The sequence below is a fragment of the Stenotrophomonas sp. PA-6-5C genome (assembly GCF_021605635.1).
Lineage (GTDB): Bacteria > Pseudomonadota > Gammaproteobacteria > Xanthomonadales > Xanthomonadaceae > Stenotrophomonas > Stenotrophomonas lactitubi.
Map to the genome: position 1 here is coordinate 18,766 of NZ_WKEE01000058.1, position 13,367 is coordinate 32,132.

Annotated in this window: 11 protein-coding genes; 3 read left to right on the top strand and 8 right to left on the bottom strand. The window is 65.1% G+C overall.

Annotated elements, in window-relative coordinates; genetic code table 11:
- Positions 1-145 precede the first annotated feature (145 nt).
- Both GIW57_RS19890 and GIW57_RS19895 read right to left on the bottom strand, forming a co-directional pair.
- A complete protein-coding gene (locus tag GIW57_RS19890; RefSeq protein WP_236512460.1) occupies positions 146-433 on the bottom strand; it encodes a hypothetical protein in 288 nt (95 codons plus the stop codon).
- Positions 434-579: 146 nt separating this feature from the next.
- Entirely contained in the window at positions 580-1,728 is a 1,149-nt protein-coding gene (locus GIW57_RS19895; RefSeq protein WP_100552959.1) for an acyl-CoA dehydrogenase family protein, read from the bottom strand.
- A 163-nt stretch (positions 1,729-1,891) separates the two neighbouring features.
- Here GIW57_RS19895 and GIW57_RS19900 point away from each other — a divergent pair, with 163 nt between their 5' ends.
- Genes GIW57_RS19900 through metH form a run of 3 tightly spaced genes read left to right on the top strand, consistent with a single transcriptional unit; the run spans position 1,892 to position 6,665 of the window.
- Positions 1,892-2,821 (top strand): metalloregulator ArsR/SmtB family transcription factor, encoded by a 930-nt coding sequence (locus GIW57_RS19900; RefSeq protein WP_100460457.1) that lies wholly within the window; start codon positions 1,892-1,894, stop codon positions 2,819-2,821.
- 7 nt (positions 2,822-2,828) lie between these two features.
- The gene (locus tag GIW57_RS19905; RefSeq protein ID WP_236512462.1) at positions 2,829-3,923 is read left to right on the top strand and encodes a homocysteine S-methyltransferase family protein; all 1,095 of its coding nucleotides are present in this window, start codon (positions 2,829-2,831) and stop codon (positions 3,921-3,923) included.
- Between the two features lie 57 nt (positions 3,924-3,980).
- A complete protein-coding gene (metH, locus tag GIW57_RS19910) occupies positions 3,981-6,665 on the top strand; it encodes a methionine synthase (RefSeq protein ID WP_236512464.1) in 2,685 nt (894 codons plus the stop codon).
- A gap of 71 nt (positions 6,666-6,736) precedes the next feature.
- Here metH and GIW57_RS19915 read toward each other — a convergent pair whose 3' ends face one another.
- From GIW57_RS19915 to GIW57_RS19940, 6 genes are all read right to left on the bottom strand, one after another.
- Positions 6,737-8,806, bottom strand: coding sequence for an acyltransferase family protein (locus GIW57_RS19915; protein ID WP_236512465.1), 2,070 nt, complete (start codon positions 8,804-8,806; stop codon positions 6,737-6,739).
- Between the two features lie 67 nt (positions 8,807-8,873).
- A complete protein-coding gene (locus tag GIW57_RS19920; protein WP_236512467.1) occupies positions 8,874-9,557 on the bottom strand; it encodes a DUF2058 family protein in 684 nt (227 codons plus the stop codon).
- 10 nt (positions 9,558-9,567) lie between these two features.
- A complete protein-coding gene (locus GIW57_RS19925) occupies positions 9,568-9,807 on the bottom strand; it encodes a SlyX family protein (protein ID WP_025876828.1) in 240 nt (79 codons plus the stop codon).
- Positions 9,800-11,149, bottom strand: a complete 1,350-nt coding sequence (locus tag GIW57_RS19930) for a UDP-glucose/GDP-mannose dehydrogenase family protein (protein ID WP_236512469.1) — start codon at positions 11,147-11,149, stop codon at positions 9,800-9,802. The genes GIW57_RS19925 and GIW57_RS19930 overlap by 8 nt, the downstream gene beginning before the upstream one ends.
- Positions 11,150-11,172: 23 nt before the next feature.
- The gene (locus GIW57_RS19935; protein ID WP_099820787.1) at positions 11,173-12,150 is read right to left on the bottom strand and encodes an FKBP-type peptidyl-prolyl cis-trans isomerase; all 978 of its coding nucleotides are present in this window, start codon (positions 12,148-12,150) and stop codon (positions 11,173-11,175) included.
- A gap of 96 nt (positions 12,151-12,246) precedes the next feature.
- Complete coding sequence (locus GIW57_RS19940; protein ID WP_089236128.1) at positions 12,247-12,834, bottom strand: glutathione peroxidase; 588 nt, start codon at positions 12,832-12,834, stop codon at positions 12,247-12,249.
- Between the last annotated feature and the right edge of the window lie 533 nt (positions 12,835-13,367).

The following is a 13,367-nucleotide window of genomic DNA, read 5'->3' on the forward strand; positions in this document are numbered from 1 at the left end:
AAGTTGAAACGAGAAAGGCCCCGGAGCGATCCGGGGCCTTTTTCTTTGCTGCTTTTGAATCCATGCCAACCAAGGTTGGCATCTACCAAAGCAGCGGCATGCCCGGTAGTCGCCAACCTTGGTTGGCGCTCTCCAGGGCGACGTGTCAGCGCAGCAGCGCGATCACCACGCACACAGCCACGAGAATCAGCGCAGCCCACTGCATCGGCACGAAGAAGAAATGATGGCGCGCGGCCTCACCCTTCTGCCGGGGCACACGGTTCAGCCACAGGCCCAGCAGCATGTTCACTGCCGCACCGATGCCACCCCCCAGCAGCACCTGCTGCAGCGGAATGTTGCCCTTGGGGCCGTCGTGCGGGAAGAAATACGCCAGCAACAGGATGCCTGCGATCGGCGTCACCAGCGTCATGAAGCCCCAGCCGCGGTAGATCATGCGGTATCTCCAGAAAAACGATACGCATTAGAGCAGCAGGAATTCTGGGAGGCCAGAGGCAGGTACGCGATCCGGGCAGAACACCATCCACGCATGGCGTGGATCTACTTGCCGCGCCGCCATTGCAGCGGCGCGGCACGGGAAAATCAACGCAGACCGGTTTCGTTGCGGGCGATCACCAGGCGCTGGATCTCCGAGGTGCCTTCGTAGATCTCGGTGATCTTGGCATCACGGAAGTAACGCTCCAGCGGCATTTCCTTGGAATAGCCCATGCCGCCATGGATCTGTACGGCCTGGTGGGTGATCCACATCGCCGCTTCCGAAGCGGTCAGCTTGGCGATGGCCGCCTCGTTGCTGAAGCGCTTGCCCTCGCCCTTCACCCAGGCCGCACGCAGGGTCAGCAGCAGCGCCGCGTCCAGCTTGCACTTCATGTCGGCGATCTTCGCCTGGGTCATCTGGAAGGTACCGATGGCCGCACCGAAGGCCTTGCGATCCTTCACGTACTCCAGGGTCGCTTCATAGGCGGCACGCGCAATGCCGATCGCCTGCGAGGCGATGCCGATGCGGCCAGCGTCAAGCACGCCCATGGCGATCTTGAAGCCCTCGCCTTCCAGACCCAGCACGTCTTCCGGCTGCGCCACGTAATCGTTGAACTCGATCTCGCAGGTAGCCGAGGCACGGATACCCAGCTTCGGTTCGGTCTTGCCGCGGCCGAACCCGGCCTTGTCGGTGTCGATCATGAAGGCCGTGATGCCGCGCGCGCCCTTGTCAGGCTCGCTCATCGCGAACAGCACGATGTACTTGGCCACCGGGCCGGAGGTGATCCAGCTCTTCTTGCCATTGATGACGTAGCTGCCGTCGGCCTGTTTGATCGCACGGCAACGCATCGCGGTGGCATCCGAGCCCGACTGCGGCTCGGTCAGTGCGAATGCACCGATGGCCTCGCCCTCGGCGATGGCGCGCACGTATTTCTGCTTCTGCGCTTCGCTGCCATGGGTCAGGATGCCGTTGCAGAACAGCGAATTGTTGACCGACATGATGGTCGAGTGCGCAGCATCACCGGCGGCGACCTCCACCATCGCCAGCACGTACGCGATCGGGTCCATGCCTGCGCCGCCATATTCGGCCGGCACTTCGATGCCCATCAGGCCGTTCTCGCCCAGCAGGCGGATGTTGTCCAGCGGGAACTCGCCCGTACGGTCATGGTGCTCCGCACTCGGCGCGATCTTTTCCTGCGCGATGCGACGCGCCACGTCCTGCAGCATCAACTGCTCTTCGGTAAAGCTGAAATCCACAACACCCTCCCGGGTACATGATGTTATGGGCCGCGCAACGCGCGCCCAGGTGCCCCGATTGTACCGGGGCCGGGCATCGGCGGCTGACTCGCGGGGAGCTGCGGCTTGACCGGAAGGGGTGCGGTCAGCGAATATATCTCTATATCGCGATAGGTAGATATTTATGGATCTGGAAGACTGGTCGACTCGCCTGAAGGTGTTCGCCGATGCCACCCGTGTGCGCCTGCTGGCGCTGCTGGAGCAGGAAGAGCTGACCGTGGCCGAGCTTTCGGCCATCACCCGGCTGGCACAGCCGCGGGTATCGACTCATCTGGCGCGCCTGAAGGAAGCCGGCCTGGTGCGCGACCGCCGTGCGGGCGTGTCGGCCTATTACCGCTTCGACGAAGGCCAGTTGGATCCGGCCCAACGTGCATTGTGGCATGCCCTGAGCAACGGAAGCGACGACCCGTTGCTGCGCCAGGATGCTGAACGGGTCGCTGCGGTGCTTGCCCACCGCGCTTCCGACCAGAACTGGGCCGACAGCGTGGCCGGCGACATGGAACGCCACTATTCCCCTGGCCGCACCTGGGAAGCCTTGGCGCGTACCGCGCTGCCGTTGCTGGAAACCGGCGACGTGCTGGATATCGCCTCCGGCGACGGTGTGCTGGCCGAACTGGTCGCCCCGCACGCCAGGCGTTACGTGTGCATCGATACCAGCGCGCGCGTGGTGGCCGCCGCCAGCGAACGCCTGCGCCGCCTGCCCAATGTGGAAGTGCGCGAGGGCGACATGCATGCCCTGCCCTTCAAGGACCGTAGCTTCGACCTGGTCGTGCTGATGCACGCACTGACCTACGCCAGCAAGCCGGCGCAGGCCGTCACCGAGGCCGCACGCGTGCTGCGTCCGGGCGGTCGCCTGCTGCTGTGCAGCCTGGCCCGCCACGAGCACAAGGCCGCGGTCGATGCCTATGGCCACGTCAACCTCGGCTTCAGCGACAAGGAACTGAAGAAGTTCGTCGACAAGGCCGGCCTGCAGGTCTCCAACCTGGAAACGGTCACCCGCGAAAAGCGCCCGCCGCATTTCGAAGTGATCTCGCTGATCGCCAACAAGCCCTGAGGTCGACATGCCCGCCCTGCCCTGGCTGCACCCGGAACGTGTGGAATCGCTGCTCGCTGCCCTGCGTGATCGCATCCTGATCATCGACGGCGCGATGGGCACGATGATCCAGCGCCACGGCCTGCAGGAAGACGACTATCGGGGCGAGCGCTTCGCCGGCGGTTACGACCACACCCATGGCCCCGGCTGCGACCACGGCGGCACACCGGAAGGCCACGACCTGAAGGGCAACAACGATCTGTTGCTGCTGACCCGGCCGGAAGTCATCGCCGGCATCCACACCGCCTACCTGGAAGCAGGCGCGGATCTGGTGGAAACCAACACCTTCAACGCCACCTCGGTCAGCCAGGCCGACTACCACCTCGAACACCTGGTGTACGAACTGAACAAGGCGGGCGCTGCCGTTGCCCGTGCCTGTTGTGATGCGGTGGCGGCGACCACGCCGGGCAAGCCGCGCTTCGTCATCGGTGTGCTCGGCCCGACCAGCCGCACCGCCTCGATCAGCCCGGACGTCAACGATCCCGGTTTCCGCAACACCAGTTTCGACGAGCTGCGCAGTACCTACCGCGAAGCCATCGATGGCCTGATCGATGGTGGCGCCGACACGATCATGGTCGAGACCATCTTCGATACGCTCAACGCCAAGGCCGCGCTGTATGCCATCGAGGAAGCCTTCGATGCACGTGGCGCGCGGCTGCCGATCATGATTTCCGGCACCATCACCGATGCCTCCGGGCGCACCCTGTCCGGGCAGACCGCCGAGGCCTTCCAGGCCTCGCTGGCGCATGCACGGCCGTTGTCGATCGGCCTGAACTGCGCGCTCGGCGCCGACGCCATGCGCCCGCATGTGGAAACGCTGTCGCAGGTGTCGGACTGCTACGTCAGCGCCCATCCCAATGCCGGCCTGCCCAATGCGTTCGGTGAGTACGACGAAACACCCGAGGAAATGGCGGCCACCCTGCGCGGCTTTGCCGAAGATGGCCTGCTGAACCTGGTCGGCGGCTGCTGCGGCTCCACTCCGGACCACATCCGCGCGATCGCGCTTGCGGTAGCCGGCCTGCCGCCGCGCGCCTTGCCTGCCGTCCAGGTCCAGGCCGCATGAGCAGCACTGCCACCGCCATCCATCTTCCGCCCTGTTGCCGTTGAGCCGCTGCCTGCCATGACACCTGTCCGCCCTACCCGCCTGTCCGGCCTGGAACCGCTGGTCATCACCCCGGACCTGCTGTTCGTCAATGTCGGTGAACGCACCAACGTCACCGGCAGTGCGCAGTTCCGCAAGCTGATCAAGGAAGGCCGCTACGAGGAAGCGGTGGACGTGGCCCGGCAGCAGGTGGCCAGCGGCGCGCAGATCCTCGACGTCAACATGGACGAGGGCCTGATCGATTCGGAAGCGGCAATGACCCGCTACCTCAACCTGATCATGTCCGAGCCGGACATCGCGCGCATTCCGGTGATGGTCGATTCCTCCAAATGGAGCGTGATCGAGGCTGGCCTGAAGTGCCTGCAGGGCAAGAGCGTGGTCAATTCGATCTCGCTGAAGGAAGGCGAGGAGCTGTTCCGCGAGCATGCGCGCAAAGTACTGCGCTATGGCGCCGCCGCGGTGGTGATGGCTTTCGATGAGGCCGGGCAGGCCGACACCTGCGCGCGCAAGGTCGAAATCTGCACCCGCGCCTATCGCCTGCTGGTCGATGACATCGGCTTCCCGCCGCAGGACATCATCTTCGACCCGAACATCTTCGCCGTCGCCACCGGCATTGAAGAGCATGACAACTACGCGGTCGACTTCATCGAAGCCACCCGCATCATCAAGCAGACGCTGCCGCACTGCCATGTATCCGGCGGCGTATCGAACGTATCGTTCTCGTTCCGTGGCAACGAGACCGTGCGTCAGGCGATCCACTCGGTGTTCCTGTACCACGCGATCGCCGCGGGCATGGACATGGGTATCGTCAACGCCGGCGCCATGCCGATCTACGACGAACTGGAGCCGGACCTGCGCGAGCGGGTGGAGGACGTGATCCTCAACCGCCGCCGTGATGCCACCGAGCGCCTGCTTGAAATCGCCGAACGCTACAAGGGCAGCAAGGGCGCGGCAAAGACCGAAGACCTGGCCTGGCGCGAGAAACCAGTGGACGCACGCTTGGCGCATGCACTGGTGCACGGTCTGGATGCTTGGGTGGAAGCCGATACCGAAGAAGCCCGGCAGCGTTCCAGCCGACCGCTCGACGTGATCGAAGGCCCGCTGATGGATGGCATGAACGTGGTCGGCGATCTGTTCGGTGCCGGCAAGATGTTCCTGCCGCAGGTGGTGAAGTCGGCACGGGTGATGAAGAAGGCGGTGGCCTACCTGCTGCCCTACATCGAAGCCGAGAAGGCTCGCAGCGGCGACACCGCCCGCAGCAATGGCAGGATCATCATGGCCACGGTGAAGGGCGATGTGCACGACATCGGCAAGAACATCGTCGGCGTGGTCCTGGCGTGCAACAACTTCGAGGTGATCGATCTCGGCGTGATGGTACCGGCGCAGAAGATCCTCGATGCCGCACGCGAACACCAGGCCGACATCATCGGCCTGTCCGGCCTGATCACGCCGTCGCTGGAAGAAATGAGCCATGTCGCCCGTGAAATGCAGCGACAGGGCTTTGACCTGCCGCTGATGATCGGCGGCGCGACCACCTCGCGTGCGCACACCGCGTTGAAGATCGACCCACATTACAAAGCGCCGACGGTCTGGGTGAAGGATGCCTCGCGCGCCGTCGGCGTGGCGCAGTCGCTGATCTCGCGCGAGTTGCGGGATGCGTTCGTCGCTGCCAACGAGGCGGACTATGCCGAGATCCGTACCCGCCACCGCAACCGCGGCGACGCCAAGCGCCTGGTCTCGCTGGAGCATGCTCGCGGCCAGAAGTTCAAGTGCGACTGGGAGGCGTACACGCCACCCACACCGAAGCAGCCAGGTCTGCATGTATTCGATGATTACCCGCTGGCCGAACTGGTGCCCTACATCGACTGGACACCGTTCTTCCAGGCATGGGAACTGGCCGGCAAGTACCCGGCCATCCTCACCGATGAGATCGTTGGTACCCAGGCCAGCGAGCTGTACCAGGACGCACGCGCGATGCTCGACCGCATCGTCAACGAGAAGTGGCTGCAGGCCAAGGCCGTGTTCGGCCTGTGGCCCGCCAACAGCATCGGCGACGACGTACGTGTGCAGCATCCCGATGGCGAGGCCACCCTGCACTTCCTGCGGCAACAGGTGGACAAGCCCGCCGAACGCCCGGATTTCTGCCTTGCCGATTTCATCGCCCCGGCCGACAGCGGCAAGCAGGACTGGATCGGCGCCTTCGCAGTCACCGCAGGCATCGGTATCGACGCGCACGTGGCCCGTTTCGAGGCCGACCACGATGACTACAACGCGATCCTGCTGAAGGCGCTCGCCGACCGCTTTGCCGAAGCACTGGCCGAACGCCTGCACCAGCGCGTACGCACCGGATTCTGGGGCTACGACCACGCCGAAACACTCGACAACGAAGCGCTGATCGACGAAAAGTACCGCGGCATCCGCCCCGCGCCCGGCTACCCCGCCTGCCCCGAACACAGCGAAAAGCGCCGGCTGTTCGACCTGCTGGACGCGGAAACCAACGCCGACATGCAGCTGACCGAGAGCTTCGCGATGCTGCCGACCGCGGCGGTGTCGGGCTATTACTTCAGCCACCCGCAGAGCCAGTATTTCGTGGTCGGGCGGCTGGGGCGCGAGCAGGTCACCGACTACGCACGCCGCAAGGGTGTGGACCGCGCCCAGGCCGAACGCTGGCTGGCGTCGAATCTGGATTACGATCCGGAATGATCCGCTGACAGGATTGTCTTGGGGCTACCCCTGCCCGCGAACGCTCCGGAAGGGCCGGGTCACGCCCGGTTTCACGGTTGCAGAAGCACCTGCCGCAGCGACGGCAACAGCATGCGATTGCCGTATGCGCTGAGGTGGTCGCCATCGAAGTACAGCGGCCTGCCCTCCCGCTGCGCCGGGCACTGGTTGGCATCGCACAGCACCGGCAATGGGTCCCACAGCACCGCACCGGGCAGGCCATCGACCACCTGCCGCAGGCTGCCCAGCATGGGCGCACGCAGGGTGTCCATGGCCACGCGGGTGCTGTCCATGCCATTTCGGCAGACCTCGTTGCGTGCATTGAAGCGGTCCGAACAGCGATAGGGCGGCGCCGGCAGCACTGGCTTGGGTGCTTCCAGCACGATCCGCACACCGCGCTCGGCCAACGGCTTCCACTGCGTGATCGACTCGGCCACTTCCGTCTCGCGTCCGGCGGTGGCTTCCGGCGTCAGTTCACCGGCCAACTGCGCCTGCGCATCGAACAATACGAACTGGTCGGACAGGCGCGGGATCCGCAATGACACGAGCACCACCACATCACCGGGCTGCGCCCGCTGCGTGATGTCGGCCAGCACGGCCGCATCGAACGCCGCGCAGCCAGCGCCGGCGCCTCGCCACTTCTGCAGGCTGATCTGCGGGCAGCCGCCACGGCCATACAGCGATACCTGCGTCCCGGTATCCAGAGCCAGTCGCTGCAGCAGTTCGATATAGGCCATGGCGTGCGAATCACCGGCAACGAACACCTGCGCCGGCACGCCTGCAACCGCCGGGCGGCTGCATTGGCCGCGGGCGAAGGTGCGTGCACTGCCCCCTTCGAAACGGTGCTTGCCGACGTCCAGCGCGCAGTCCGGGTAGTCGTGGGCCACGCTCTTGCCATTGGGGTACCAATCGGCGGGATGTCGACTCACCGTGCTCAACGAAAGCAGCGGTGCCTGCGCGTACAGCAGCATCTGCATGCCACCTGCAAGCAGCAGCATCACTCCACCGGTGCCTACCCAGCGTGCGGACGTCAGGCGCTGCGCGAGCGGTCCACGGAACGGTCGTTCCACCCAGCGCCAGGACAGCCAGGACAACACCACCACCAGTCCGACGGCGGCGGCCATCTGCGCCGGCGTCTGCAGGCCAACGGTCCAGCGCATCAGCACGAACACCGGCCAATGCCACAGGTACAGCGAATAGGAAAGCAGGCCGATGCGGCGCATCGGCGAACTGGCCAGAAGACGGCCGATCCGCGCCTGCGGGTGATGATGGAGGGACCACAGCAGGCCGGCGGTGGCGAAGGCCGGCAGCAGGCCGTCTGGCCACGGCGAGTGGCCGGCGCGTGCGGACCACAGGGCCCACCCCAGCAGCGCCAGCGACAACGTGGCCAGCAGCGAGAACAATGGCGCACTGCGTTTTGCCGGTAGCCCCGTCAACGCAATGTGCGGTTCGCGCACATGCAGCAGCTGGAACAGCAGCACGCCCACGCCCAGCTGCCACAGACGGGTACTGGTGGCATAGAACGCCCACGGCGGCGGCGCCTCGCGCATGCCCAGCGCGGCGGCATGCAACAGCGACGCCACGCTGACCAGCGCAAACAGGCCCAGGCTGATCCGGCGCCCGTGCCGGCCGCGCGCCCAGGCCAGGAACAGCAACGGGAACAGCAGGTAAAACTGCTCTTCCACGCCCAGCGACCAGGTATGGGTATACGGATTGAACTCGGCCCTGGGCGCGAAATAGTCGTTGCCGATGGCCGCCAGCACCCAGTTGCTGAAACCGAAGAAGGCCATCAAACCGGTCTTGTCGCTGGCCTCGCTGAGCCAGGATTCGGGGATGAACAACACGCTTGCCACGGCGGTCAGCAGAAGGCAGGTCAGCAGCGCCGGGGCGATGCGGCGGATGCGGCGCGCATAGAAGCGCAGCATCGACTGCCCCAGCGAAAGCGCCGGCAACCGATGTACGGACGCGCTGACCACGAAACCGGAGATGACGAAGAACACGTCAACGCCGGTGAACCCGCCCGGCAGCCAGGCCGGGGCCAGGTGGAACACGATGACCGCCAGCACGGCGATCGCACGCAGACCATCGATATGCGGGAAATATCCGGGACTGCTTTCCTGCATGACCCTGCTCCTGACATGCAACGGGCGCCCTTCGGCGCCCAGTGCGTTCAACAATGGTCGCGTTGACTTACCAGACCAGGTCGTCGGGCACCTGGTACTGCGGGTCGGCGTAGGGATCGTCCTCGGCCGGCGCATTCGGGTCGACCTTCAACGCCACCGAAGCCGCAAACACCGCTTCAGACTGGGCCAGAACATCGGCTGTCACCAGCAGGTAGCGGCCGTTGAGCTGGACCACGCCCAGTTCACCGGCGTTGAGTGCCTTGAGCTGCTCGGCAGTGACGTAGATGCGCTTGATCTTGCCGCCATACGGGAAGTGGCGCGCGATGTCGGCCGATTCGGCATTCAGGCTCTTGTCCTTCAGCAGTTCTTCCAGCTTCACCTTGGCCTCGCGGCGCTGGCGGGCTTCTTCCTGCTTCAGGCGCTCGGTCTCGATACGCTCTTCTTTTTCGCGCTGGGCACGGATCGCGTAAGCCTTGGCCAGATCCATTTCCTCGGCGGTTCGCGGCTTGCGCGGCCCCTGCCCGTGGCCCTGACCACGCTGCTGGCCGGGCTTGCCCGGACCACCATTGCCATGCGCCCGCCGCTCGCCGGGCTTGTGTTCGCCCCTGCCAGCCTGCTGCGGCTTTCCATTGCCATTGCCACCCTTGCCCTGCGGGCGGCCATCACGGCGGGGGGCATCATTCTTGCGCTCGGGCTTGGGCGCGGGCTTGAAGCCCAGGCCCATCAGCTGGTCGCGGAGGGTATCGCTCATAGGATATGGATCAGTAGTGCGGCGGCGGCGGTTCGCTCGCCGGATCAGAAGAATTCAATGCATTGCGGACCTTGCCCAGGTCCTCCAGCAGCACGCGCAGGATGCCGGCATTACGGCTGCCTTCCATACGCGCGTCTGCAAGTGCATCGCTCAGTTCGGCCAGCGCGTGTTCCTGGAAGGACACGCGCATCTCCAGCTCGACCAGGCGCGCTTCCAGCGCCTGCTCGCGTTCGGTCGGTACTTCAGACATGCAACGAACGTCCCCGGCCTATGCCGTAATACGCAAGGCCAGCGGCCTCGACTTCGGCCGGCTCATACAGATTGCGGCCATCGAACACCACCGCATCCTTCAGCCGCTCGCGCAGCATCTGGAAATCGGGGCTGCGGAACTGCTTCCACTCGGTCACCACGACCAACGCATCGGCGCCCTGCAGCGCGTCGTCGGCGCTGTCACAGAACACCAGATCGTCGCGCTCGCCGAAGATCCGCTGCGATTCATGCATCGCCTCCGGATCGTAGGCGCGCACCGTCGCACCACCTTCCCACAACTGGGCCAGCAGGCGGCGGCTGGAGGCCTCGCGCATGTCGTCGGTATTCGGCTTGAACGCCAGGCCCCACACGGCAAACGTCCTGCCGCGCACGCCTTCGTCCTCACCCTTGTCGTAGTGCCGCTGGATCAGGGCGAACAGGTGCCCCTTCTGCGATTCATTCACCGCCTCCACCGCGTTCAGCAGCTTCGGCTCCAGGCCGGCCTGCTGCGCGGTGCGGGCCAGTGCCTGCACATCCTTGGGGAAACACGAACCGCCGTAACCGGCACCCGGATAGATGAAGTGCCAGCCGATGCGCGGGTCCGAACCGATGCCCTGGCGGACCTGCTCGACGTCGGCTCCGACACGCTCGGCGATGTTGGCGATTTCATTCATGAACGAAATCTTGGTCGCCAGCATTGCATTGGCGGCGTACTTGGTCAGCTCGGCCGAACGCACGTCCATCTCCACCACGCGATCGTGGTTGCGATTGAACGGTGCGTACAGGCGACGCATCACGGCGACCGACTCGGCGCTGGTCGCACCGATGATGATGCGGTCAGGCCGCATGCAGTCGGCAACGGCGTCGCCTTCCTTCAGGAATTCAGGGTTGGACACCACATCGAAGGCGATATCAGCGCCACGTGCTGCCAGTTCCTCGGCAATGGCCGCACGCACCTTGTCGGCGGTGCCTACCGGCACCGTCGACTTGTTGACCACCACGGTCGGCACCGAGATGTACCGGCCAATGGTGCGGGCCACGGCCAGCACGTACTGCAGGTCCGCGCTGCCATCCTCGTCCGGCGGCGTGCCCACGGCGATGAACACCACCTGGCCGTGGCCGATGGCGGTCGCCGCGTCGGTGGTGAACACCAGCCGTGACGCGGCATGGTTGGCCTTCACCATCGGCTCCAGGCCGGGCTCGTAGATCGGGATGATGCCCCGGTTGAGGCCATCCACCTTGGTCTGGTCGATATCGACACAGACCACCTGGTGGCCGACGTCGGCCAGGCAGGTGCCGGTCACCAGACCTACATAACCGGTACCAAAAATCGCAACGCGCATATCCGTGCTGACTCCGTGGTGGCTTACGGCAGAACGCCCAGCAACTCGACGTCGAAGGTCAGGGTGGCGTTCGGACCGATCGGACCACCCGGGGTGCCGTTCTCGCCGTACGCCAGTTCACCCGGGATCCAGAAGCGGTACTTCGAGCCGACCGGCATCAGGGCCACGCCCTCGGTCCAGCCCTTGATGACCTGGTCCAGACCGAATTCGGCCGGACCACGACCTGCGGAACTGTCGAACACCGTGCCGTTGAGCAGCTTGCCTTCGTAGTTCACGCGCACCTTGCTGGACGGCAACGGACGCTCGCCGCTGCCCGGGCGGATCACCTGGTACTGCAGGCCCGACGGGGTGGTCACCACGCCCGGCTGGGTCTTGTTCTTGGCCAGGAATGCGTTGCCTTCCTGACGGTTGGTCTGCGCAGCCTGTGCGGCCTTGGCCTGCATTTCGGCCTGCTTGGTGCCCATGAACGCCTGGATGGTGGCAGTGGCGTCAGCTTCGGTCATCTTCGGCTGGCCCTTGCTCAGGCCAGTGTTGATCGCGTCAAACAGCGAGGCGGTATCGATATCGTCCTTCAGCTGTGCCAGCGACGGACCCACCGAATAGGCGCCGATCATCTGCGCGACCTTGACCCGGTCGACCTTCGCCGGCTGCGAGCCCGGCGCGACGCCCGGCACCTGCTGGCCGCTGCGGGCCATCACTACCTGGCGCAGCGCGGCATCGGTCGCCTTGGCCTGTTCCTGGGTGATCTGCGGCTGCAGGCCTTCGAAGGAACGTTCCACGGCGGTGCGCAGCGCGGCCGCATCGATTTCATCGGCGATCGGCGCGAACGACTTGGCCACATCCAGGCCAATGGCGTAGCCGAGCTTCTGCTTGGGGGAATTCAAGGGTGCGGTCTCCTTGGCGGCCGAGGGAGCGGCCGGTTGTTGCGACAGGGCGACACCGGAGGTGCCCATCGCCAGAATCAGAACCGACGCCGCGGCGCCGCGCATTCCCATTTTCATTCGCTGCATTCCTGGAAGTGACTGGACGCCGACGTCGGCGCGAAAACACGTATTGTCGCACGCATGCCGTCGATGTCGAGGCATCCGTGCCGGCATTCAATGTACAGCCGGTGCCGCAAGCGCCTTGTCGATGGCCGCTTTCAGCTGCGGATCATCCGGGGTGACCTTGCTGGCGAACTGGGCAATGACCTGGCCATCGCGCCCGACCAGATACTTGTGGAAATTCCACGCGGGCGCCACACCGGTGGCGGCGGTCAAGCGCTGATACAGCGGCGTGGCCTGCGCACCGGTCACGTGCACCTTTTCGAACATCGGGAACTTCACGCCATAAGTAAGCGTGCAGAAATCCTGGATCTGCTTTTCGTCACCGGGCTCCTGCCCCTTGAAATCGTTGGACGGGAAGCCGAGCACTGCAAATCCCTTGCCGGCGTACTGCTTCTGCAGCGCTTCCAGACCTTCGTACTGTGGGGTATAGCCGCACTTGCTTGCCGTATTGACCACCAGCAGCACCTGGCCGTGGTAACGCTGCTGCAGATTGACCTGCTGCTTGCCCGCCAGCGGCCGATACGACAGATCCAGCAGATCGGCGGCAAACGCGCCGGCCGACGTGGCCAGGCCTGCGGCCAGCAGGGTCAACAGGGACAGGCCGCGAAGGCGGCGGGAGGAGGCAGTCGACAAGGGCATGGGAGACGTTCCGCGGTAGCCGTTCCAGGGGTCCGGCCGTGGCCGGCCGGGAATCGGCCGAACTATAGCACCGGGGTCTGCACCCCTCTGGAGCACAGGCGCCGTTGCGCTTTGCACGGCGTGGCGGAAGTCGCTGGCAGCGCGCCCCAGCCCTCGGCTGATGACATAGCATGGACATGGCTGAATGGGAGGCTGGCCAAAAGCGGCCCTCCGAGATTTCGCTTTCCCAATGAAAATCAAATAGTTGAATGATTATTTCGGTGCCATGACCACCCCTGCCATCAGTTGGGTAGGGGCAGGACTTGCACACAGGCGTGCCGGTGTTATAGTTGCATACAACACCAGTCACCTGAGACAGGGGGAACCATGAACACCCGGATGCGTCGCAGCCTCACCGCCCCCGCGGTCACCGCGGTATCAACCCTGTTCGTCCTGGTCTGGCTGGCCATGCCGGCACCACCGGCCGCTTCCTCCCCCGCCCTCTCCGAAGACAGCACGCAGGATGCAGCAGTACCCCCGGCAGGGAATGCCGC